Source organism: uncultured Pseudokineococcus sp. (assembly GCF_947495735.1).
Lineage (GTDB): Bacteria > Actinomycetota > Actinomycetes > Actinomycetales > Quadrisphaeraceae > Pseudokineococcus.
In genome coordinates, this window is sequence record NZ_CANMAA010000013.1 from 74,577 (window position 1) to 95,936 (window position 21,360).

Annotated in this window: 21 protein-coding genes, 1 pseudogene and 1 riboswitch; of the genes and pseudogenes, 9 read left to right on the forward strand and 13 right to left on the reverse strand. The window is 77.8% G+C overall.

The window, feature by feature from the left end:
• Positions 1-15 precede the first annotated feature (15 nt).
• On the forward strand, positions 16-1,164 hold the full coding sequence (locus tag Q0848_RS15365) for an endonuclease/exonuclease/phosphatase family protein (RefSeq protein ID WP_299039093.1): 1,149 nt from the start codon (positions 16-18) through the stop codon (positions 1,162-1,164).
• Positions 1,165-1,230: 66 nt separating this feature from the next.
• Here Q0848_RS15365 and Q0848_RS15370 read toward each other — a convergent pair whose 3' ends face one another.
• From Q0848_RS15370 to Q0848_RS15395, 6 genes are all read right to left on the reverse strand, one after another.
• Positions 1,231-2,046, reverse strand: a complete 816-nt coding sequence (locus Q0848_RS15370) for a hypothetical protein (RefSeq protein ID WP_299039095.1) — start codon at positions 2,044-2,046, stop codon at positions 1,231-1,233.
• Positions 2,047-2,261: 215 nt separating this feature from the next.
• Entirely contained in the window at positions 2,262-3,152 is an 891-nt protein-coding gene (locus Q0848_RS15375) for an energy-coupling factor transporter transmembrane protein EcfT (RefSeq protein ID WP_299039097.1), read from the reverse strand.
• On the reverse strand, positions 3,149-4,687 hold the full coding sequence (locus tag Q0848_RS15380) for an ABC transporter ATP-binding protein (protein ID WP_299039099.1): 1,539 nt from the start codon (positions 4,685-4,687) through the stop codon (positions 3,149-3,151). The genes Q0848_RS15375 and Q0848_RS15380 overlap by 4 nt, the downstream gene beginning before the upstream one ends.
• 107 nt (positions 4,688-4,794) lie before the next feature.
• Positions 4,795-5,415, reverse strand: a complete 621-nt coding sequence (locus Q0848_RS15385) for an ECF transporter S component (protein ID WP_299039101.1) — start codon at positions 5,413-5,415, stop codon at positions 4,795-4,797.
• 52 nt (positions 5,416-5,467) lie between these two features.
• Positions 5,468-5,574: riboswitch (TPP riboswitch) on the reverse strand.
• A 78-nt stretch (positions 5,575-5,652) separates the two neighbouring features.
• Positions 5,653-6,762 (reverse strand): EAL domain-containing protein, encoded by a 1,110-nt coding sequence (locus Q0848_RS15390; RefSeq protein ID WP_299039103.1) that lies wholly within the window; start codon positions 6,760-6,762, stop codon positions 5,653-5,655.
• Entirely contained in the window at positions 6,759-6,929 is a 171-nt protein-coding gene (locus Q0848_RS15395) for a DUF1059 domain-containing protein (protein WP_299039105.1), read from the reverse strand. Before Q0848_RS15395 ends, Q0848_RS15390 begins: the two co-directional genes overlap by 4 nt.
• Positions 6,930-7,146: 217 nt before the next feature.
• On the opposite strand from Q0848_RS15395, the gene Q0848_RS15400 reads away from it, so the two are divergent.
• The 7 genes from Q0848_RS15400 (at position 7,147) to Q0848_RS15430 (ending at position 11,754) form a co-directional block, all read left to right on the forward strand.
• On the forward strand, positions 7,147-7,425 hold the full coding sequence (locus Q0848_RS15400; protein WP_299039107.1) for a DUF4235 domain-containing protein: 279 nt from the start codon (positions 7,147-7,149) through the stop codon (positions 7,423-7,425).
• Between the two features lie 4 nt (positions 7,426-7,429).
• Complete coding sequence (locus Q0848_RS15405) at positions 7,430-7,576, forward strand: hypothetical protein (protein ID WP_299039109.1); 147 nt, start codon at positions 7,430-7,432, stop codon at positions 7,574-7,576.
• 133 nt (positions 7,577-7,709) lie between these two features.
• Entirely contained in the window at positions 7,710-8,477 is a 768-nt protein-coding gene (locus Q0848_RS15410) for a SipW-dependent-type signal peptide-containing protein (protein ID WP_299039112.1), read from the forward strand.
• A gap of 61 nt (positions 8,478-8,538) precedes the next feature.
• Positions 8,539-9,048: a signal peptidase I gene (locus Q0848_RS15415; RefSeq protein ID WP_299039114.1), complete on the forward strand. Its 510-nt coding sequence runs from the start codon at positions 8,539-8,541 to the stop codon at positions 9,046-9,048.
• Complete coding sequence (locus tag Q0848_RS15420; protein WP_299039115.1) at positions 9,045-9,455, forward strand: hypothetical protein; 411 nt, start codon at positions 9,045-9,047, stop codon at positions 9,453-9,455. Before Q0848_RS15415 ends, Q0848_RS15420 begins: the two co-directional genes overlap by 4 nt.
• Positions 9,452-10,108 carry a hypothetical protein gene (locus Q0848_RS15425; RefSeq protein ID WP_299039117.1) on the forward strand — a complete coding sequence of 219 codons (657 nt, stop codon included), beginning with the start codon at positions 9,452-9,454 and terminating at the stop codon, positions 10,106-10,108. Before Q0848_RS15420 ends, Q0848_RS15425 begins: the two co-directional genes overlap by 4 nt.
• A complete protein-coding gene (locus tag Q0848_RS15430; RefSeq protein ID WP_299039119.1) occupies positions 10,105-11,754 on the forward strand; it encodes a choice-of-anchor G family protein in 1,650 nt (549 codons plus the stop codon). The genes Q0848_RS15425 and Q0848_RS15430 overlap by 4 nt, the downstream gene beginning before the upstream one ends.
• A 23-nt stretch (positions 11,755-11,777) precedes the next feature.
• Here the strand turns inward: Q0848_RS15430 and mnhG are convergent, their stop codons facing one another.
• The 7 genes from mnhG to Q0848_RS15465 all read right to left on the reverse strand — a co-directional run bounded on the left by mnhG (position 11,778) and on the right by Q0848_RS15465 (position 19,995).
• Positions 11,778-12,233: a monovalent cation/H(+) antiporter subunit G gene (mnhG, locus tag Q0848_RS15435; RefSeq protein WP_299039121.1), complete on the reverse strand. Its 456-nt coding sequence runs from the start codon at positions 12,231-12,233 to the stop codon at positions 11,778-11,780.
• Positions 12,230-12,529 carry a monovalent cation/H+ antiporter complex subunit F gene (locus Q0848_RS15440; RefSeq protein ID WP_299039123.1) on the reverse strand — a complete coding sequence of 100 codons (300 nt, stop codon included), beginning with the start codon at positions 12,527-12,529 and terminating at the stop codon, positions 12,230-12,232. The genes mnhG and Q0848_RS15440 overlap by 4 nt, the downstream gene beginning before the upstream one ends.
• On the reverse strand, positions 12,526-13,272 hold the full coding sequence (locus tag Q0848_RS15445) for a Na+/H+ antiporter subunit E (protein ID WP_299039124.1): 747 nt from the start codon (positions 13,270-13,272) through the stop codon (positions 12,526-12,528). The genes Q0848_RS15440 and Q0848_RS15445 overlap by 4 nt, the downstream gene beginning before the upstream one ends.
• Positions 13,269-15,020 (reverse strand): Na+/H+ antiporter subunit D, encoded by a 1,752-nt coding sequence (locus Q0848_RS15450; protein WP_366146634.1) that lies wholly within the window; start codon positions 15,018-15,020, stop codon positions 13,269-13,271. The genes Q0848_RS15445 and Q0848_RS15450 overlap by 4 nt, the downstream gene beginning before the upstream one ends.
• Positions 15,021-15,133: 113 nt before the next feature.
• Positions 15,134-15,688 carry a Na(+)/H(+) antiporter subunit C gene (locus tag Q0848_RS15455; protein ID WP_299039129.1) on the reverse strand — a complete coding sequence of 185 codons (555 nt, stop codon included), beginning with the start codon at positions 15,686-15,688 and terminating at the stop codon, positions 15,134-15,136.
• A complete protein-coding gene (locus tag Q0848_RS15460) occupies positions 15,685-18,753 on the reverse strand; it encodes a Na+/H+ antiporter subunit A (protein WP_299039131.1) in 3,069 nt (1,022 codons plus the stop codon). The genes Q0848_RS15455 and Q0848_RS15460 overlap by 4 nt, the downstream gene beginning before the upstream one ends.
• A 228-nt stretch (positions 18,754-18,981) precedes the next feature.
• Entirely contained in the window at positions 18,982-19,995 is a 1,014-nt protein-coding gene (locus Q0848_RS15465) for an SMP-30/gluconolactonase/LRE family protein (RefSeq protein ID WP_299039134.1), read from the reverse strand.
• Between the two features lie 212 nt (positions 19,996-20,207).
• On the opposite strand from Q0848_RS15465, the pseudogene Q0848_RS15470 reads away from it, so the two are divergent.
• Positions 20,208-21,107: pseudogene (locus tag Q0848_RS15470) on the forward strand (PAC2 family protein); the annotation flags it as partial.
• Positions 21,108-21,360 lie beyond the last annotated feature (253 nt).

The window sequence follows — 21,360 nt, forward strand, 5'->3', positions numbered from 1 at the left end:
CGCGAGGCTCCCGGTGTGCGCAGAGCCTCGAGACGGCGGGGCCCCGCGGCCGAGCCGCCCCCGGGCGCGCCTCGCCCGCGCGCCGACCGCGTCCTGGACGGGCTCGGCGCCGCCGTCGTCGTGGTCCTCGGCCTCGGCGCCCTCCTCACGCTGGCCCCCGCCGCGGCGGGCCTGTCCATGACCTCGCCGTGGGCGCAGCTGGTGACGCTGCGGTCGCTGACGGGCGCCGCGTGCCTGGCGCTGGCCCCCCTGCTCGCGCTCGTGGCCCTCCTGGTGCAGCGGCGCCGCCGCCGGACGGCGCGCGGACGGCCGCGGTGGCTGCTCGGGCTGGTGGGGTGCCTGCTGGTCACCGGGCTGGGGCACGCCGCGGTGCTCGCCGTCCGCGCTGCCGCGCCGGGGGCCGCGCCCGCGGCGACGGCCGGGCCGACGAGCGCCGCGGGACCGGGCGACCTGGTCGTGACGACCCTCAACGTCGGCCCCCGCGGCGTCGCCGCCGACGAGGTGGTCGCGCTCGCGCTGCGCCGGGGGTCCGGGGTCCTGGCCCTCTCCGAGACCCCCGCCGAGCTCGCGCAGGAGGTGGCCGACGGCCTCGGCCGCGCCGGCCGACCCGTCCAGCTGCTGTCGACCGAGCCCTCGGAGGTCCCCGGCGACCTGCTGGAGCCGCGCCTGTCGGGCTTCCTGCTCCCGTTCGTCCGACCGGCCACGCACCTGCTCGTCTCCACCGACCTCGGGCGCTACGAGGCGTCGCCGGCTCCGCCCCTGCGCGGGGGCGCGGTCGTGGCGCGCCCCGCGGACGGCGACGGCCCGGCGCTCGCGGCCGTGCACACCCTCCCGGCCGTGCCCGGGCTGTTCGCCATGGACGAGTGGCGCGCCGAGACCGCCGCGGCGGTCGCGCTGTGCGCTCAGCTGCCGGGCGGGGTCGTGGCGGGCGACCTCAACGCCACCGCCGACCACGCCGTCGTGCAGCGCTCCGGGTGCACCCCCGCGGCGACGGCCGGGGCCTCCGCGCCCGGCACGTGGCCGGCGTCGCTGCCCCCGGCCCTGGCGGCGCCGATCGACCACGTGCTGGCCGACGAGGAGGCCTGGCGCGCCGTCACCGCGGTGCTCGACGACGTCGGCGGCAGCGACCACCGGGCCCTCACCGCCGTGCTCCGCCCCCGCTGACGCGCCGCGCCCGTCCGTCCGTCCGAGAGCGATCAGGCGACGACTCGCCCGTGTGGGGGCGCGGGGTCAGCGCGCAGCGACCCCCGAGCCCGCGGGGGCGGCGCCGCCCGCCAGCCCGTCCAGGGCGTCGACGTCGAGGCGCGTCAACAGCTGCGCGCCGCCGTCGACCGCGAGGACGTGACGGGTGGTGCCGAGTCCCTCCATGACGCGGGACAGCGGCAGCGAGGACGTCGCCGAGCGGGTCACGACCTGGCCGTAGCCGAGGTGGCGGAGCGAGGCCCCGACGTGGCCGGCCAGGGCGCGGCCGATGCCGCGGGCCTGCCACGCGTCCTCGACGAGGACGCCCATCTCGGTCGTGAAGTCCGCGCTCGGCCGCTCGCCGACGTGCGCGGTGGCGACCGCCACGACGTGGCGCGGCGCCGACATGACCACCAGCACCAGGGGCTCGCGCAGCATCTCGGTGAGGGCGGTCAGCGACGGCGCGCGACCACCGCTGCGGTAGCGCTGCAGCAGCGTGGTGCCCGTGCAGCGGCCGTGCAGCGCCGCCAGGGCGGGCAGGTCGGCGGCGACGGCACCGCGCACCACCAGCCGCGCCGGCGCCGTCTCGGCCCCCCTGCGCGCCGACAGGCCCGCGAGGACGTCGAGCGGGGTGTCCTCGCCCAGCGCGGCGGGCGAGAGGCCGGGGCCCGTGGGCTGCAGGTGCCAGGGGCGGCGGGCCAGCGCGAGGCCGTCCTCGACCGGCAGGGGCGCGGGAGCGGTGCGGCGAGGGGTCGCGCGGCTGCGGCGGGTGCGGCCCGCCCCGGCGGGGTGGGTCCCCTGGGCGAGGGTGCGAGCGGCGCGGCGGTCGGCGCTCAGGGCGGGGGTGACGGTCATGGCGCTCACGGGGTCCTCCTGCGGTCCTGCCGGTCTGACGTCGTGGACAGTGCACGAGCCGTGTCTCCCGGCGGTGACGCCGTGTTTCCGGTGTGTGACGCGGGTCACCCCGCCCCGCTCCGCTCCGCTCCGCACCCTCCGACCGCCGCCTCCCGGACGCCCCGTCCGACCGCCCCGCCGTCGCCAGTCGGCCGCCGACCGCCGACCGCCGACCGCCGACCGCCTCAGCCCAGGACCGGCGCCCAGGTGCCGGCGACGACGGCCGTCGCCGTGGCGAGGCCCGCCACGGCCGTGCAGACGGCGACGACGCCGGCGTCCCGGGGCGCGAGGGTGCTCGCGCGCGCCCACGTGCGCCCGGCGCCGGGCACGCCGAAGCCGCGCGCCTCCATGGCCAGGGCCAGGCGCATCGCGCGGCGAAGGGCGATGACGAGCAGCGCCAGCACCTGCCCGGCCACGACCCGGGTGCCGGCCAGCGGCCCGCCGGCGTCGCCCAGCCCCCGGGCGCGGCGGGCCAGCGCGAGCGTCCGCCACTCCGCGACCAGCAGCCCGACGAGGCGCAGCCCGGCGAGGCCGCCGAGCACGAAGCGGTGCGGCAGGTGCAGCCGCTGCGCGAGCCCGTCGGCGAGGTCGGTGGGGTCGGTGGCCACCAGCAGCGCGACGCCGGGGATCCCGACCGCGAGCACGCGCAGCGTGATGGCGACGCCGAGGCCCAGCGAGCCCTCGGTGACCGTCAGCGGCCCGGCGCCGAGCAGCACCTCCCCCGAGTCCCGGCCGATCACGGTCGTCACCAGCCCCGCCGGGACGCTGGCCACGAGCACCGGCAGCAGCCGCACGAGCAGGGTCCGGGGGGCGAGCCCGACCAGCGGCAGCAGGCACAGCTCGAGCGCGAGCGCGACGCCCGCGCTGACGACGTCCACCGTCAGCAGCAGTGCGACGGCGATGACGAGGCCGCCCAGCAGGGTCGCCAGCGGGTTGGCGCGCGTCAGCGGCGTCGACCGGACGTCGCCGGCGAGGCCGCCCAGCGTCGAGGTCCCCCGCGTCGAGGCGCTCGGCGTCCCCGCCCCGGTCGGGGCCCCACCGGTCGTCCCCCGCCCGCTCGCCGCGCCCGCGCTCACCGTCTCCCCCGCCAGCGGGCGAGGCCGCGCGGCGGCGGCGGGTCGCCGCGGGGCGCCAGCGGCACCGCGGGGTCGGGCGGCTCGAGGTGGTGGGTGCGGGCGCCGAGGGCCTCGACGAGGTCGGCGTCGTGCGTGACGGCGAGCAGCGCGGCCCCGCCGTCGACGAGCTCGCGGAGCAGCTCCACGAGCTCGGCCCACGTGAGCGCGTCCTGGCCGAAGGTCGGCTCGTCGAGGACGACGGCGCGGGGCCCGGTGGCGAGCGCGGTGGCCACCGAGAGCCGGCGCTTCTCCCCGCCCGAGAGCGTGAAGGGGTGCGCCCGCGCGAGCGCGGTGAGCCGCAGCCGCTCCAGCAGCTCGGCGGTGCGGCGGCGGACCTCCTCCTCGGGGCGCCCGAGCAGCCGGGGCCCGTGCGAGAGCTCGTCCTCGACGGTGGCGGCCACCAGCTGGTGCTCCGGGTCCTGGAACACCGTGCCGACGCGCCGCAGCAGGTCGCGCGAGCGCCAGCGCCACGGCGAGGGCCCGAGGCCGTCGGCGAGCGCGCCGGTGGCCACGACCGCGCCGCCGACGGGCTCCAGCAGGCCGGCCAGCGTGAGGGCCAGCGTCGTCTTGCCCGCCCCGTTGGCGCCGGTCAGGGCGGTGCAGGACGCCGCGGGCAGGACGAGGTCGGCCGAGCGGACCGCGACGGGACCTCCCGGTCGCGCGCAGGCGAGCTCCCGCGCCGCCAGCAGGTCCTCCCCCGGGGTCGGGGCTCGCCAGGCCGGGACCAGCGGGCGGGTGCGGAAGCGCGGCGGGACCCAGACCCCCCGCGCCGCCAGGTCGTCCCCGTGCGCCGCGAGCACCTGCTCCGGCGGCCCGTCGGCCACGACCGCAGCGCCGTCCCCGCCCTCGTCCCCCGGGCGCCCGAGCACGACGACGCGGTCGACGACGTCGGCCCACACGGCCACCCGGTGCTCGACGACGACGAGCGTCGCCCCGGTCGCGTCCAGCGCGCGGACGACGGCGTCGCGCACCTCCACCACGCCGGCGGGGTCGAGGTTGGCGGTCGGCTCGTCGAGCAGCACCAGGCCCGGGCGCATGGCGAGCACGCCGGCCAGGGCCAGGCGCTGCTTCTGCCCGCCCGACAGCGCGGCGGTCGGGTGGTCGAGCGGCACGTCCAGGCCGACGGCGTCCAGGGCGGCGCGCACCCGCGGCCAGATCTCCTCGCGGGGCACCTCGAGGTTCTCGGGGCCGAAGGCGACGTCGTCCCCGACGCGCGCGAGCACGACCTGGCTCTCCGGGTCCTGGAGCACGAGGCCGGCGCGCCCCCGGCGCGCACCGGCCGGGGCGCCGCCGACCAGCAGCTCGCCCGCCGACTCGCCGTCCTCGGCGTCGCCCTCGGGCAGGACGCCGACCAGCCCGGCCAGCAGCGTCGACTTCCCCGACCCGGAGGGGCCGAGCAGCAGCACGCGCTCGCCCGGCTCGACCTCGAGGTCCAGCCCGGCGACCGCCTGCGCCCGCCGGCCGCCGTGGCGCCAGGACCAGCCCCGCGCGAGCACGCCGACGGGTGGGGCGCCGGACGGAGAACCGGCGCCCGCCCGGTCCCCGCCGCCCCGGGACGCGCGCGCGGGCGCCCGCCGGGCCGGAGGACGGGCGGGCACCGCGCTCAGACCCGCTCGCCGGAGCGGCCCGAGGCGAAGCCCGACAGGGCTCCGGTGCGTGCGAGCGCGCGCACGACGAGGTGGGCGAGCAGGCCGGCGAGCACGATCCCCGAGGGGACGGAGAAGAGGACGTAGAGGAGCTTGTAGCCGGACTCCCACGCCGGGTAGTAGAACGTCGTGTCCATCAGGCCCACGGCCAGGCCCGCGCAGGCGCCCGAGAGCAGAGCCGCGGGAAGGCCCCAGCGCCGGTAGCCGAGGACGGCGAACCCGAGCTCGGCCGCCAGACCCTGCACGACGGCCCAGACCAGCACGGGCACGCCCCACTCCGTGCCGATCAGCATGGACGTCAGGCCAGCGAGGACCTCGGCGAACAGGGCCGCCCCCGGGCGGCGCACGACCAGGCCCCCGAGGAGGGCGGGGAACAGGAACCCGCCGTTGAGGACGGCCGAGAGCGGCGCGAGGAAGGCGAGTCCCTCGGCCAGCGGCCGGTACGCGATGCCGAAGGCCCACAGGGCGACGCCGGCGGCCACGCCGACGACGGCGCAGACGACGATGTCGACGACCCGCCAGTGGGTGCGGCTGCGGCCGGCGGCGCCGGTCGGGGTGGTGCGCGAGGTGCTGGTCATGGTGGTGCTCCTCCCGTGCGGTGCACGAGGGGGACCGCGTCCGCACGCGCGGACGTGGACGAGCCCGACTCCCTACGCCGGTGCGAGCCGGGTCAGGTTCGAGGGTCTGCGGCTGTCGCCGCACTCTCAGCGCCCCACGGCGCTCCCCTGTCGTTCGCGGGGAGCCTAGACCGGGTGCCGGCCGGGCTCGACGGGACCCGGGTCGAGGACCCGGACCGACGAGGACGACGGAGGGGCTCAGCCCGCCCCGGGCGCGGCGGCCGCCGCGGTGGCCACCGCAGCGGCCAGGACGTCGACGTGCACGAGCCCGACGGCCCGCCCGTCGGCCGCCGTGACGACCAGGGGGGCGAAGCGGTCCCGCGCGGGGCGCGCCATCGCCCGGGTCAGCGCCTCGTGGGGGGCGGTGCGCAGTCCCAGGGCGGTGACCGGGTGGCGCGAGGCGAGCCCGTCGGGCAGCGGCGCGCCCACCGACACCGGGCGGCCGCGGTCGTCGACCTCGAGGTCGTCGGCCCCGGGCGCGCGCACCAGCCCCGCCAGGCCGGCGCCGGGCTCGGCCGAGCGCCGCAGCTCCCGCACCACCGCGAGGTCGGGCTGCGGCCACGCCGTCGCCGGGCGGCCGAGGAGGTACCCCTGGGCCAGCGGCACCCCGAGCCGGGTCGCCGCGGCCAGCTGGTCGCGGGTCTCGACGCCCTCGAGGCAGACCCAGGCGTCGAGGGTGTCGGCCATGTCGCCGACCGCGCGCACCGTCGCCTCGACCGCCGGGTCGACGCCGAGCCGGGCGACGAGGTGGCGGTCCAGCTTGACGAAGGACGGCCTGACCTCGAGCACCCGCGAGAGGCCGGCCCAGGCCGCCCCGACGTCGTCGAGGGCGACGAGCGCGCCGGCTGCGCGCAGGGCGTCGAGCGCGGCGATCACCGCCCCGTGGTCGTCCGGCCACCGCTCCTCCAGGACCTCGACGACGAGTCCGCCGAGGTCTCCCCAGGCCAGCAGCTCCGCGAGCACCCCCGGGGCGACGAGCGCCCTGGCGTCGACGTTGACCGTCAGGAAGGTGTTCGGCGGGAGCCCCGCCAGCAGGGGGCGGGCGGTCCGCAGGGCCAGGACGTGCAGGGTCTCCAGGAGGCAGGGCTCCTGCGCGGCGACGGCGAAGAGCGGGGCCGGACCGACCCCCAGGTGGGGCGCCGGGCGCGCGAGGACCTCGTACCCGGCGACGACCGCGCGCTCGAGGTCCACCAGCGGCTGCACCGCGCAGCCCAGCAGGTCGGGACGGGCGAGCACCGCGGCCAGCGCGCCGGAGGCCGAGACCGGGGCCGGGGCGGGGGATGGCGGAGCGGCGCTCGCGGGCGTCATGTCGAGCGCACCTGCGCCCTGACGGCGGACAGCGCGGCGTCGTCGAGCTCGGTGCCGTGGTCGGCGCGCGCGTGCTCCCCGACGGCGCGCAGCAGCTCCTGCTCGTCGCCGGCCTCGAGCTCCCTCGTGCACCCGGGGACGACGTCTCCGCAGCGGAACACCTTCATGCGAGCTCCTCCCCCTGCGCCGCGGCGGGTGCCGCTGCGGCGCGCTCACCGCCCCCGGCCGTCGACCGCGGACGAGCCACTCGACCGCCGGACCGCGGTCTGCGCAGATCGTCCCCCGAGGCACGGACGTCTGGCTACTCCGGGTCAGCGCAGGGGACCCTCCGTCATGCGCCCCCCGCGCTTGCCCCCCCGACACGGCGACGGCAGGCTGTCGTCCATGGGAGACGCCATCTGGAAGCTGGTCGGGTCGGGCGGTGCCATCGCCTCGGGGCTCCTCGCCAACAGGGTCCTGACCGCGGTGTGGCGCACGGCCGTCGGGAACGAGCCGCCCGTCAACCCCGAGTCGGACGAGACCTCGTGGGGCGAGGCCATCGCGTGGGCGGTCGTGTCCGGCGCGGTGATCGGCGCCGGCAGGCTGGTCTTCCGCCGCAACGCGGCGCTGTACTTCCGCAAGGTCACGGGCCACTTCCCGGGCAACCTCGAGAGCGCTCACTGACGTCGTGGTCCTGCGCTCGCTGCGCGACCCCGACGGCGGCCCGGCGCGAGGGGTGCGCGTGCTGGCGCTCCTGCTCGTGCTGGGCCTCGTCGCGGCCCTGATCCCCGCACTCATCCCCGCGCTCCGGGGCCTGCTCGACCTCGTGACCTGACATCTGCTCTCCGCCGATCGGCGGATATCCATCTTTCAACGACCACACCCCTGCTCCCCGCGTGCCGAGACCTCCTCGGACGGCGCCCTCGGGGGAGAGTCCCCCGAGCCGTCACCACGGGGGATTCACTGCTATGGAGACCATCGCGCCGGCCGTCTCGGCCACCGCCACCACGGACCAGTACCACTGGAGCAGCGCCGCCCCGCGGCCCCGACGCCGTCGTGGCCGCGTCCGGGCGCTCCTCTCCGGCGGCCTGGTGCTGGGGGTCGGGTCGGTCGCCACCCTGGCGGCCTGGACGGACACCGAGTTCATCTCCGGCAACGGCGCCGGCGGTGTGGACGGCGTGGCCGCGAGCATGTTCGAGGTCCAGCAGAACGTGTGGGACGGCGTCGACGGCGCGGCGGACTTCACCGACCGGGAGACGCAGGACGAGGCGGGCGGACTGGTCTTCTCGCCGCTCGAGGCGACCTCCCTGTCGCCCGGGGACGTCGTGTACGCCCCGATGCAGCTGCGCGCGGCCCCGGAGAGCGTCGGCGCTGCGGTCGACCTCGCCCCGGCGGTCATGGAGGTCGGCGGGGACCGGGCCTTCTTCGACGCGCTGCGCTACTCGGTGCGCAGCGGCGTCTCCCGGGACGCCTGCGGCGACGCCGCCTTCGACTCGGCGACGCAGAGCGGCGTCCCGCTGGTGACGAGCAGCCCCCTCGGCACCGGCACCCCGACCACGGCCGCTGACGACTCGTCGACCAGCGCCTTCACGCTCGAGCCCGGCCCCGACGGCCAGGCCGGCGAGCCCGTCGACCTGTGCTTCGCCATCACCCTGCCCGGCGGGTCGCCCGACGTCGACTCCCTGCGGGGCAAGGGCGCCACCCCCGTGTGGTCCTTCACGAGCCAGTCCGTCTGAGCCGGGAGACCGGGGCCGGGCGAGACGGCGCACGCGCAGGACAGGACGACCGGGGGACGTGATGGGACGGACGACGGAGCGGCTGCGGGAGGCCGCCCTCACGACAGGGGCGCTGCTCGGCAGCGCGTGCCTGGCGCTGCTCGTGCTGGGGACGGTGCTCGACGCGACGCTCGTGGTGTTCAAGACGGGCTCGATGGCGCCGACCATGCCGACCGGCGCGCTCGCCGTGGTGCGGCAGGTCGACGCGGCGGACGTCGTCGTGGGCGACGTGGTCACCGTGACGCGGGAGGGGAAGCTCCCCATCACCCACCGCGTCGTCGAGACCTCCGCCGACCCGGCCGTCCCGGGGGGCGCGGTCCTCGTCCTGCGCGGCGACGCCAACGACTCGCTCGACCCGGCGCCCTACGAGGTGACCCGGGTCGGGCGCGTCGTGTGGTCGTCACCCCACCTCGGCAGCTGGCTGGAGGGGGCGCAGCGCCCCCTCGTCCTCGGCGTCGCCACGCTGCTCGTCGCCGGCCTGGCCGTGGTCGTCTCGTGGCCGCAGCGCGAGGCCGTCGAGGTGCGGGCGTGAGCCGCCGGTCCGCGGGCGCCGCCCTGCTCGCCGCCGCGCTGCTCCTCCTCGGCGCCGCTCCGGCGTCGGCGTCCGGAACGCGCGAGCAGCGCGACTTCCTCCGGGTCGAGTCGACGGTCAACCCGCAGGCCCTCAGCCGCATGTACCCGGGGAGCCGCGTCAACTGGCGGATCGCCGCGGACATCGCCGGCGCCCCGGAGGGTGACCTCACCCTGCGCATCGTCTCGTCCGGCGCCATGGTCGACCACGACAAGGGGCTGGTGGCTGTGCTGCGCAGCTGCGCGGTCCCGTGGCAGGGCGTGGACGAGCAGGTGCACTCCCTCTCCGACCCCTTGCCCACGTGCGCCTCGGACAAGCGCGTGCTGCTCGACCCGACCCCCTCAGGGACATCCCCACCGAGCTCGTGATCCCGGCGCGGAAGATCACCCCCGCGCAGGGCGAGCGGCTGCTGCTGTGCCTCGTCCTCCCGCGCAGCGCGCCGGACGAGCTGCAGGGCGCGAGGTCCTTCTTCGGCATGAGCGTCACGGCGCAGGGCGACGAGATCGACCCGGTGCCCGAGCCGGCTCCCAGCGGGGACCCGGGCCCCGGCCCGGGCGGTGACGGAAGCGACGGCGGCAGCCCCGACGAGGACGGGAGCGAGGGCAGCGACCCCGGCGAGACCGGCGGCGACGGCAGCGGCGGTCGTGGCGGCGGCACCGGCCCCGGCGGCGACAGCCCCGCCGGCGACGGGAGCGGCGGCGGCAGCCCCGGTGGCGACGGCGGCGGCGGCGGCGGCAGCACCCCCGGCAGCGGCCCCGGCAGCAACGGCGGCGGCGGCGGCGGCACACCCGGTAGCGGCAGCAACGCCGGCGACGGCAGCGGCGGTGCCGGCTCCGGGGGCGCCACGTCGACCGCGGGCGCCGGCTTCCTCGAGACGGTGCTCGCCTCGCCGCTGCCCCAGCGCCTCGCGCGCACGGGCCTCGACGCGCTGCCCGCGCTCGCCCTCGCCGCCGCCGCCGTCGCGGGCGGTCTCCTCCTGAGCCGCCTCGCCCGCACCGTCACCCGTCGGAGGACCTCGTGACCCGCTCCCGTCGTGGCGGCCCCGGCAGCTCCCGCGCCCGGCTGCTCGCCGGCGCCGGCGCCCTCGCGGTCGTCGTCGCGCTCCTGCCCGCGGTGGACCGCGCCGTCGGTCCGGACGACGACGGCTCCGCCGCCGCGCTCCCCCTGCTGGCGCTCACCGACGCCTCGTGGCTCGACCAGGAGCACGTGCGGTCCTCGCTGGTCCGCGGGGTGCGGGACTGCACCCGTGCGCACCGGTACTCCTCGACGGCGAGCAGCCGCATGCTCTCCGGCTCCCTGCTCGGGACGTCCCTGGACCCGCTGGCGGCGCTCTCCGGGGTCTCGACCACGCACACGGGGGAGGTCGGCACCTCCGCGACGGCCCAGCCGTCCACGGCTCCGCCCGTCGGCCCGGACGCCCACGCGGCACCGCTGTCGGTGACAGCCGTCCGGTCCGCCGTGAGCACGCAGGTGGCGTCCGCCCTCGTGCTGCCCGCCCCCGGCCAGGAGGTCGGCCTGCTCCAGCAGCACGCCCGTGCGGCCAGCGACGGCGAGGCGGCGGCCGCCACCGGCGCGGTGACCGACGGCGGCGTCGTCCGGACGACCGGCGGCGCGGGGTCCGTGCCGGACGGCAGCCTCCCCGACCCGGCGACCCTCGACCTCGCGGCCCTCGCGCCCGGCGTCGCGTCCCTGGCGGGGGTCCGGCTCCAGGTGGGCGCGCTCGCCTCGACGGCGATGCTCGACGGCTGCCTGCGCGACGAGACCGGCGCCGCCCCGGTGCGCGACTACGGCATCGCAGGGCTGCGCCTGGTGAAGAGCACGCCGACCGTGGCGGCGCTGCGCGAGAGCGCGGTGAGAGCCGCGTCGAACGCCCAGACGTCGGTGACGGCGCTCGAGGGCCGGCTGGTGACCGCGATCCAGGGCGTGGCGGGCCTGGCGGGAGCTCCGACGACCGTCAAGGTCCACGTCGACGTGGCCGCCGCCGTCCAGCCGCTGCTGTCCGCCCGGCTCGGCGCGGGCACCGAGGTCGTCGTCGACATGGGCGCGGGCACGGTGGAGGTCGACCTCGACCGCCTGCTCGCGGGCCAGCGCGGGCTCAACGGCCGCGCTCCCTCCACCGAGCTCGTGCTCGACCAGGCGCTCGTCGACCACGTGGCCGCCCGCACCGCGGCGCTCGTGGAGCAGTGGGCCGCGAGCGTGCAGGCCGCGGTGGACACCGCCCTCCGCGCGGCGAGGGTGACCGTCGACGTGGCGCTGCTGGGAGTCCCGCTGCTGACGCTCGACGCGCCCGTCAGCAGCGTCCTGGCCGGCACCGCGAAGGTCAGGCTGATCGGCCTCCTCTCGCTGGGCGTCCCGGCGGACGTCGCCGGCCTGGTGACCGCCGTCGTCGTCAGAGATCTCCAGGCCGGCCTCTTCGGCCCGACGGGGGTCGTGGCGGCGCTCGGGGCGACGGTGCGCTCCGTGGCCCCGCCGGTGACGGACGCCGCGAGGACGACGCTTCTCGGCGTCCGCTCGGCGATGTCGCTCGTCGTCAACGACCAGCGGGACGCCGGCGGCGTCCACGACGTCACGGCGCTGCGGGTCCGCGTCCTGCCCGGCGTCTCGCCGTCGCTGACCGACCTGCGACTGGCGACCTCGTCCGTGGGCCCGGTGGTCGAGCGCCCCTGACACCGGCTCGGCGCGAGGCCCGGCTAGGTGCGCGGGCGGGCGTCGCCCGGCTCGGCGGGGCGGTCGGCGTCCTGGTCGGCGGACGCGGCGCCGGCCTCGGGCATGCCGCCCTCGGGCGCCTCGCCGGGGGCGAGGTCGCCGAGCTCGTCGAGCAGCAGCAGGTCGGGACGGACCTTGCCGGTGCGGTAGGCGGCGCGGCCGACCATGTGCGCGGCCACGGGCGCCGTCACCAGCTGGAAGACGACGACGAGGGTCACCACCCCGAACGCCGCGGGCGTGCGCACGGCGAGCGCCACCCCGATCGCGACCAGCACGACGCCGAGCGCCTGCGGCTTGGCCGCCGCGTGCAGGCGGGTGAGCACGTCGGGCAGCCGCAGCACGCCGAGGGCGGCCACGACCGCGAGCAGGACGCCGGCGCCCAGGCACACGGCCGACAGCACGTCGAGCACCGTGCCGAGCGGCCCCTCCGCCGGGCTCACTGGGTGTCCTTGGCGGCGAAGCGGGCGACCGAGACCGAGCCGACGAAGCCCACCAGCGCCAGGACGACGAGGATCGGCAGCGTCGCGGTGCTGCGGGTCACCGCCGCGTGGAGGCCGAAGCCGGCCACGAGGACGACGACGAGGGCGTCGAGCGCGACGACCCGGTCGAGGATCGTCGGGCCGACCACGGCGCGCGCGACCACGCACCCCGCGGCGGCCAGCAGCAGCGCGCCGGCGAGCAGCACGAGCACCGAGGTCGGGCCCGTGACGCCGAGCTGGGTGGCCAGGGCGCTCATCGCCGGTCCTCCTGCCGGTCGTCGGGGTGGTCGGCCCGCTCCCGCGGGTGCGCGGCGTCGTCGTCGGGAGCCCGCCGCCGCGCGGAGTCCTCGCCGGGCTCGCCGACCTCGTGGACCGGCTCCCCCGGGCGCGCGGTGCGCCCGGCGCGCCGGCCCCCCGCGGCCACGCGGCGCCGCACGGGCGGGCGGGGGTGGCGGCCCATGCCGCTCGCGTCCCCGCTCTCGACGTCGGAGACCTCCTCCGCCGTGCCGAAGGCCCGGACGATCCGCTCCTCGACCTCGAGCACGTGGCGGCGCTCCCCCTCGGCCGCCTCGCGGTCCGGGGTGTCGAGGACGTGGACGAACAGGCTCTGGGTGCCCGGGCGCACCTCGACGACCACGCTGCCCGGCACGAGGGAGATGAGCTCGGCGGTGGCGGTGAGGTGGGACAGGCTCGCCGTGCGCAGGTGCACCTCGAGCACCGAGCTCAGGGGCGTGCGGCGGGACAGGACGAGCACCGCCACCTCCAGGGACGCCCGGACGAGGTCGACGACGAACGAGACCAGCAGCCGCACCAGGGCGCCGGGGCGCACCGCGCCGGGGAAGCGCAGCGGCGGCTGGGGGAAGACGAGGACCACGAGCAGGCCGAGGACGACCCCGGCGAGGACGTTGGCGACCGACAGGTCGCCCCACAGCAGGACCCACACCAGTGCCGTCCACACCAGGACGGGCCACTGGACGACGGCCCGGCGCGCGCGCGTCACCGCCCGCTCCCCGGGAGGTCCTCGACGGCGGGGGCCGACACCCGGTCGGCGGCCGGCTGGCCGAGCACGGCCTGCACGTAGGGGCGCCGCTGGAGCAGCTCGGCCGCCGAGTCCTCGGCCACGCGCAGCAGCGGCCCCGCCAGCACCGTCAGGGACAGGCCGAGCGCCACCAGGGCGGCGGTGGGCGCCACCATCCCCCGCGGCACGCGGGTCATCTCCACCGGCGCCCGCTCGGGGTCGATCTCCACGCCCGTCAGCGCGCCGGCGGCGACGTGCTCGCCGTCCTCCTCGGGCGGGGCGACCGAGCCCTGGGCCCGCTCGACGGCGTCCCGGCGCTGCTGCACCTCGCCGACGCCGGACAGCGTGGTCGACGCGTCGGGGACGTCCTCCTCGAGCGCGCGCGTCTCCTCCTCGCGGTCCACCGTGGACGGGCGGCTCCAGAACGCGCGGTTCCAGGCCTTCGCGACGGCGTACAGCGTGAGCAGGCTCGTCAGGACGCTGCCGCCCACGAGGACGAGCGGCAGGACGCCGCCGTCGGCCACCCCCGCCTGGATGAGGCCCGCCTTGCCGAGGAAGCCCGACAGCGGCGGGATGCCGGCGAGGTTCATCGCCGGCACGAAGAAGAGGACCCCGAGCAGCGGCGAGAGCTTGGCGACGCCGCCGAGGTGGTCCATCGAGGTCGTCCCGCCGCGGCGCTCGACGAGGCCGAGCACCAGGAACAGCGTCGTCTGCACGGTGATGTGGTGGATGACGTAGAAGACCGCCGCGGCGAGCCCCACCACCGAGCCCACCGCGATGCCGAAGACCATGAAGCCGATGTGGCTGACGAGCGTGAAGGACAGCAGCCGCTTGACGTCGCTCTGCGCCACCGCTCCGAGGATGCCGAAGACCATCGTGGCGAGGGCCACGACGAGCAGGACGTCGTCCAGGCGGCCGTCGGGGAACAGCAGCGTCTGCGTCCGGATGATGGCGTAGACGCCGACCTTGGTGAGCAGGCCCGCGAACACCGCGGTGACGGGGGCCGGGGCGGTCGGGTAGGAGTCCGGCAGCCACGCCGACAGCGGGAAGACGGCGGCCTTGATGCCGAACGCCACGAGCAGCGACAGGTGCAGCACGAGCTGGACGCCGGGGGGAAGGGCGTCCAGGCGCTCCGGGAGCTGGGCGAGGTTGGCCGTGCCCGTCGCCGCGTACACGAGGGCGATGGCGACGAGGAAGACGAGCGAGCTGGTGATGCTCACGACGACGTACGTGGAGCCGGCGCGGATGCGCGCGCTCGTCCCGCCGAGCGTCAGGAGCACGAAGCTCGCCGCCAGCAGCATCTCGAAGCCGACGTAGAGGTTGAACAGGTCGCCGGAGAGGAAGGCGTTGGAGACGCCGGCGGACAGCACGAGGTAGGTCGGGTGGAAGATCGCGACCGGGGCGCCGTCGTCGCCGTCCGCGGCGCCCTGGGCCACCGAGTACACGAGGACGCCGAGCGTCACCGCGCTGGAGACGCTGAGCATGAGCGTGGACAGCTGGTCGGCCACCAGGGAGATGCCCACGTCGGCCGGCCAGCCGCCGACGGTGACGACGAGGGTCCCGACGTCCTGGACGGCGACGAGCATGGCGACCGCCGTCACGAGGACGACGGCCAGCGCCGAGATGCTGACCGCGGCCTGCGCGCGCCGGTGCCGGGCCAGCGCGAGGGCGAGCCCCGCGGCCACCAGGGGCACGAGCACGGGCAGCGGCACCAGGGTCGGCCACTCCAGCACCTGGCCCTGGGTGGCCCGCAGGCCCCGGCCCTGGGCGCCGTCGGGGCCGTCCGCGCCGCCGAGGGCCACCGCCTGGGCGAGCAGGCCCGCCGCGGCGACCACCGCGCCCGTCACGGCCGCTCCCCCCGGCCCCGCGCGCGGCGCTCCTCGCCGCGCGCGGCGCTGCGCCGGGCGCGCCGCTCCGCACGGCCGTCGGCCGGGGCGTCCGCGGGCGCGGGGCTCGCGTGGGCGCGGCGGCGGTCCTCCGAGCGCTCCTCCACGGGGGTCTCCTCGTCGTCCGGGTCGTAGCTGCCGGACGTCTCGTCGCGTCCCGCCCTCGTGCGGATCTGGCGGTCCTCGACGTCGTCCTGGACCTCGTCGTGCCCGTGCAGCTGCCAGCTGCGGTAGGCCATGGCGAGCAGGAAGGCCGTGAGCCCCAGCGTGATGACGATCGCGGTCAGGACCATGGCCTGCGGCAGGGGGTCGCTCATCTCCGAGTCCGCCGCGCTGCCGACCAGGGCCGGCGCCCCGGCCCGTCCGCTGGCCACCAGGAACAGGACGTTGATCCCGTTGCTCAGCAGGATCACGCCCACGAGCACGCGCGTGAGGCTGCGCTCGAGCACGAGGTAGACGCCCGTCGCCACGAGGACGAAGACGACGGCGACGAGGGCCAGCGCGGGGCTCACCGGGCGTCCCCCCGCGGTGCGGCGGCGCGCGCCGCCGCGGCGCGCACGTCGTCGGTCGCCCCGCCGCCCGGCGACTCGCCCCCGTCGCCGTCCCCGGGCCCGCTGCTGACGCCCGACCCGCCCAGCCCGCCCGAGACGGACAGGGCGGCGCTGCGGCCGGGGTGCGCCGCGGCGTCCGCCTCGATGTGGGCGTCGACGCCGCCGCCGAGGCTGCGGAGCACGTCGAGGACGAGGCCGATGACGAGCAGGTAGACGCCGAGGTCGAAGAAGAGGGCGGTGACCAGGTGGATGTCACCCAGCACCGGCACGTGCAGGTCGCGCACCGCGACCTGCAGGGGCGTGTAGCCCAGCAGCGCGGCGGCCAGGCCGACGCCGGCGGACAGGAACAGGCCCGAGCCGAGGAGCAGGCCGGCGGGCACGGGCGCCGCCCGGTCCAGCTCGCGGCGTCCTCCGGACAGGTAGCGGACCATCAGCGCCAGCCCGGCCACGAGACCGCCCGCGAAGCCGCCGCCGGGCTGGTTGTGCCCGGCGAGGAGGAGGTACAGCGAGAAGAGGACGACGGTGTGGAAGGTCAGCCGCGTCACCGTCTCGAAGATCACCGACTGCCGCTCGGCGGGCAGCGAGGGGGCCGTGAGCGTCCAGCTGCGGGGCGCGCTCTCCTCGCCGGCGTCGGGCACCGCGGCGTCCGCGGGCTCGGGCGCCCGCGCCGCGGCGGCGGCCGCCGACGCCGAGGCGTAGGACGCGGCGGGCACGGAGGCGGCGTCGCGGCCCTCCTCGGTGTCCAGGTGGCCGAAGCGGTGCCCGAGGAAGACGAGGCTGGCGACGCCGGTGGCGGCCACGAGCAGGACCGAGAGCTCGCCGACGGTGTCCCACGCCCGGATGTCGACGAGGATCACGTTGACGACGTTGCGGCCGCCGCCCTCGTCGTAGGCCTGCTGCGGGAAGGGCCCGGAGACGGGCGCGGCCGTGCGCGCGCCGGCGGCCACGAGGCCCGCGGCGCTGACGGCGCCGCCCACGGCCACGGCGAGAGCCGCTCGCACGTAGCGGCTGCGCGCCAGCGGACGGTCGGAGAAGTACGGGGGCAGGCGCCGCAGCACCAGGACGAAGACGACGAGGCTCACGGTCTCGACGAGCACCTGGGTGAGCGCGAGGTCCGGCGCGCCGTGCAGGGCGAACAGCAGCGCGACGCCGTAGCCGGTGACGCCAAGGAGCACGGCGGCCTTCAGGCGGCGTCGGGCGCGGACGGCGGCCAGGGCCGCCGCCCCCACGACCACCCCGGTCGCGAGCTGCGCGGGCGAGTCCCACCAGCGCACCTGCAGGTCCCACGCGCCGGACAGGGCGGCCGCGAGGCCGGGGCCGAGGACCAGGACGGTGAAGATGACGCCGAGGTAGGCGGGCAGCGAGCCGCGCTGGGTGGCGCCGGTCGTCTCCACCGCGAGGCGCTCGGTGAGGCGCACCAGGCGTCCGTAGCCGCGCTCGGTGTCCACGAGCACCGGCGCGAGCGCCTGCACCCGCAGCACGGTGCGGCGGCCCGCGAACAGCAGGGCGCCCAGCGCGATCGAGAGGAGGCTGAGGCCGAAGGCCGGCGAGAGGCCGTACCAGGTCTCCAGGTGCACCTCCGGCTCGCCGCCCGTGGACGCCGCGTAGGGCTCGAGCAGGCGCTCCCACGGCCCGGTGGCCACGCCGACGACGACGCTCGCCAGCGCGAGGACGGCGGGGGCGACGGACAGCCACGCGCCCACCGGGTGGCCGTCGGTGGCCGCGCGGCCCTTGGCGGCGAAGGCGCCCCAGCAGAAGCGGATCGTGTACGCCGCCGTCAGGCCCGAGCCCAGGACCACGACGACGAGCGCGACCGTCGCCCAGCCCTCCTCGCGGTGCAGCAGGGCGTCGAAGGCGCTCTCCTTGGCGGCGAAGCCGGCCAGGGGCGTGACGCCCGCCATCGACGCGGCGGCCAGCAGCGCGGCGCCCGTGACGACCGGCAGCCGGCGCGGGACGCCGGAGAGCTGGCGCAGGTCCCGCGTGCCGGTGGCGTGGTCGATGGCGCCCACGGACAGGAAGAGCGTCGACTTGAAGAGCCCGTGCGCGCACACCAGGGCGAGCCCGGCGAGGGCGCCGTCGGGGCCCCCGACTCCCACGAGCACGGTCATGAAGCCGAGCTGGCTGACCGTGCCGTGGGCCAGGAGCAGCTTGAGGTCGTACTGCCGCAGGGCGCGGTAGCCGCCCACGAGCATCGTCGCGCCGCCCAGGCCGAGCACGAGCGGGTGCCACCCGGGCGCGTCGGCGAAGCCCGGCGCGAGGCGGGCGAGCAGGTAGACGCCCGCCTTCACCATCGCGGCGGCGTGCAGGTAGGCGCTCACCGGCGTGGGCGCGGCCATGGCGCTGGGCAGCCACAGCGAGAAGGGCCAGATGGCCGACTTCGACAGGGCGCCGACGAGGACCAGGACGAGCCCGGTCGTCGTCGCGGCGCCGGCCGCCGGCGGGGAGGCGACGATCTCCGACAGCCGGTAGGTGCCGGCGCGCTCGGCGAGGACGACCAGGCCCACGAGCATGGCCAGGCCGCCGAAGGTGGTGACGACGAGCGCCCGCATGGCCGCCAGGCGGCTGCTGCGCTGCTCCGTCAGGTGCCCGATGAGCAGGTAGGAGAAGACGGTCGTCAGCTCCCACAGCACGTAGAGCAGGAGGACGTCGTCGGCGAGGACGAGACCGAGCATCGCGCCCGCGAAGGCGACCAGGACGCCGGCGAAGCGGCCCAGGCCCTCCTCGCCGTCCTCGAAGTAGGAGGTGCAGTAGGCGAGCACCAGCGCGCCGACGCCCGTGACGAGCAGCCCGAGGACGAGCGCCAGGGAGTCCAGCCGCAGGGCCAGCTGGAGGTCCAGGAACGGCACCCACGGCACGACGTGGACGCGCTCGGCCCCGGCCGTGACGGCGCCGGCCTGCGCCACGAGCCACGCCAGGGACGCCGCCGGCACGAGGGCGAGGACGACGAGGGCCCGTCGGCCGAGCAGGCCCACCAGGAGGGGGGCGAGCAGGGCGGCCACGGCGTGGGCGCCGACCAGCACGATCATCGGGCACCCGGCCTCTCGGGGTCGGTGGGCGCGGTCCCGCCAGGGGTCCGCGCCACGAGCGGTGCTGCGCGCGGCGGGGCGCCGCGCACCGGCCGGGACCTCGGGCGCCGGCGCCCCCGGTGACCCGGAGCGCCCTGCCCGACCCGTCGGCCGTCGGGAGGCACTCTACGCGGGACGGCGGCCCCTCCCCCGCGCCCGAGCCGGGTCCGGGCCCGCGAGGGCCGCGCCTCAGCCCGCGAAGGGCAGCACCGGCAGACCGCGGACGCCGGGACGGACGGAGAACAGCGCGCCCGCCAGCGGGTCGTCGTCGTCGCCGTCGGGGTCGTAGCCCTCGGCCGAGGTGGTGATGAACAGGTCCGCGAGGTCGGGCCCGCCGAAGGCGCACGCCGTCACCTGGCGCGCGCCGACGTCGACGACGGCGAGCAGCTCCCCGTCCGGGGACGTGCGGTGGACGGCCGACCCGCCGAAGAGCGCGGACCAGACGCACCCCTCCTCGTCGACGGCGAGGCCGTCCGGGTGGCCGAGGTCCTCGGGGACCTCGCGCACCCGGGAGCGCTCGACCACCTCGCCCGCGTCGTCGAGGACGAGGCGGTCGAGGCCCGCCGTCGCGGTGTCCTGGTAGTAGGCGGCCGAGCCGTCGGGCGTCCACGCGAGCCCGTTCGAGACGGTGACGCCGGTCAGGACGGGATGCACCGACAGGTCCGGGTCGAGGCGGTAGAGCGTGGCCGCGCCCTCGCGCTGGTCGTAGGCCATGGACCCCACGTAGAACCGCCCGCTCGGGTCGCACGCGCCCTCGTTGAAGCGCACCGAGTCGTCCGCCCAGACCTCGGGCAGCAGGCGGGGAGGGACGCGCCCGAGGTCGCCGTCGTCGAGCAGGGCGAAGCAGCGCTCCAGCGCCAGGACGTGGCCGCCGCCGGCGCGGGGGCGCACGCAGGCCAGCACGTCGCCGAGGTGGTCGCGCTCCACGGCCGCGTCGTCGGCCGGCTCGCCGTCCCACCCCTGCGGCAGCCGCCAGGAGAGGAGGTCGCCGCGCAGCATGTCGACCCACCGCAGCGCGCCCGCCCGCTCGTCCCAGACCGGGCCCTCGCCGTGGTGGGCCAGCGGCGACGTCACCCGCCGGGCCTCCAGGCGCAGGCCGACGGCGGGCTCGGCGGCGTCGGGCCGACCTGCCTCGACGGCCTCGGGACGGGGACCGGGGCGGGCGTCGTCCGACGGGGGGACCTGGCGTGCGCTGTCGTCCATGCCGTCGAGTCTGCCGTCGCGCGGTGGCGCGGGCAGGGCGACCGGCGCCCGGCGGCGCCTCGGGGGCGGCCTGCGGCCGCGACGCACCCGGCGCCCCTCCCGGAGGCCCGTCGGCGGCGACGACGCGCCCGGGCGGGTGGCGCCGGAGCGCTCGAGGGGGCCGGCCGGACCCGGTGGGGATGGTCCGCGGCGGCTCCCGCGTTGTCCCGGACATGCTCGATCCCCACGACCTCGTGGAGGTCTACGAGACCTCCGACCTCACCCCCGGCGAGCGGCCGGTGCTCGTCCACGCGCTGCGCGGCTTCGTCGACGCCGGCTCGGCGAGCTCGCTCGCCATCAGCACGATCCTCGACGAGCTCGAGTCCGAGCCGGTGGCGCGCTTCGACGCCGACCAGCTCGTCGACTACCGCGACCGCCGCCCGCGGATGACGTTCCGCACGGACCGCTTCGACGCCGTGGTGATGCCCGAGATCCTCGTGCACGCCGTCCGCGACGCCGCGGGCACGCCCTTCCTGGTGCTCTCGGGGCCCGAGCCCGACCTGCAGTGGGAGCGCTTCGCCGCGGCGGTCCGCCTGCTCGTCGAGCGCTTCGACGTCCGCATGGCCGTCGGCCTGCACGGCATCCCGTGGGCGGCCCCGCACACCCGCCCGGTCGGGCTCACCCCGCACGCCACCGACCGCGCGCTCATCGCCGGCCGTCCCCGCTGGATCGGCGAGGTGGAGGTCCCCGGGCACATGGGCGCCCTGCTCGAGCAGCGGCTCGGCCAGGCGGGGGTCCCCGCCGTGGGCTTCACCGCGCACGTGCCGCACTACCTCGCGCAGGCCGAGTTCCCCCCGGCCGCCGTGGCGCTGATCGAGGCGCTCGCCGAGACGGCGGACCTAGAGCTGCCCACGGGCTCGCTGCACGACGCCGCGCGCGACGTGCTCGTCGAGGTCGACCGGCAGGTGGCCGGTGACGAGGACACCCGCAGCGCCGTGACCGCGATGGAGCACACCTACGACGCCGTCCTCGCCGGCCGCGCGCTCGAGGGCCCCGGTCTGCTCTCCCCGTCGCTGCCGGCCGACGAGATGCCGGACGGCGACGAGCTCGCGGCCGACCTCGAGGCCTACCTGCGCGGGCTCGACGCCTCGGGCGACGAGCGCGACCAGCCGTGGTCCCCGGGCTCGCCGCAGGACAGCGCCCCGGCGGACGGCAGCGCGGACGCCCCCGCCGGCGAGGCGCCGGGCACCTCCGCGGGCGGGGCGCCGGACGCCCCCGCGAGCGGGTCCGCCGTCGACGGCCCCGAGGCGGCCGCCGACACCTCGGACGACGACGGGGAGACGCCCCGCCCCTGAGGGCCGCACGCCGACCGGGGAGCCGGACGGG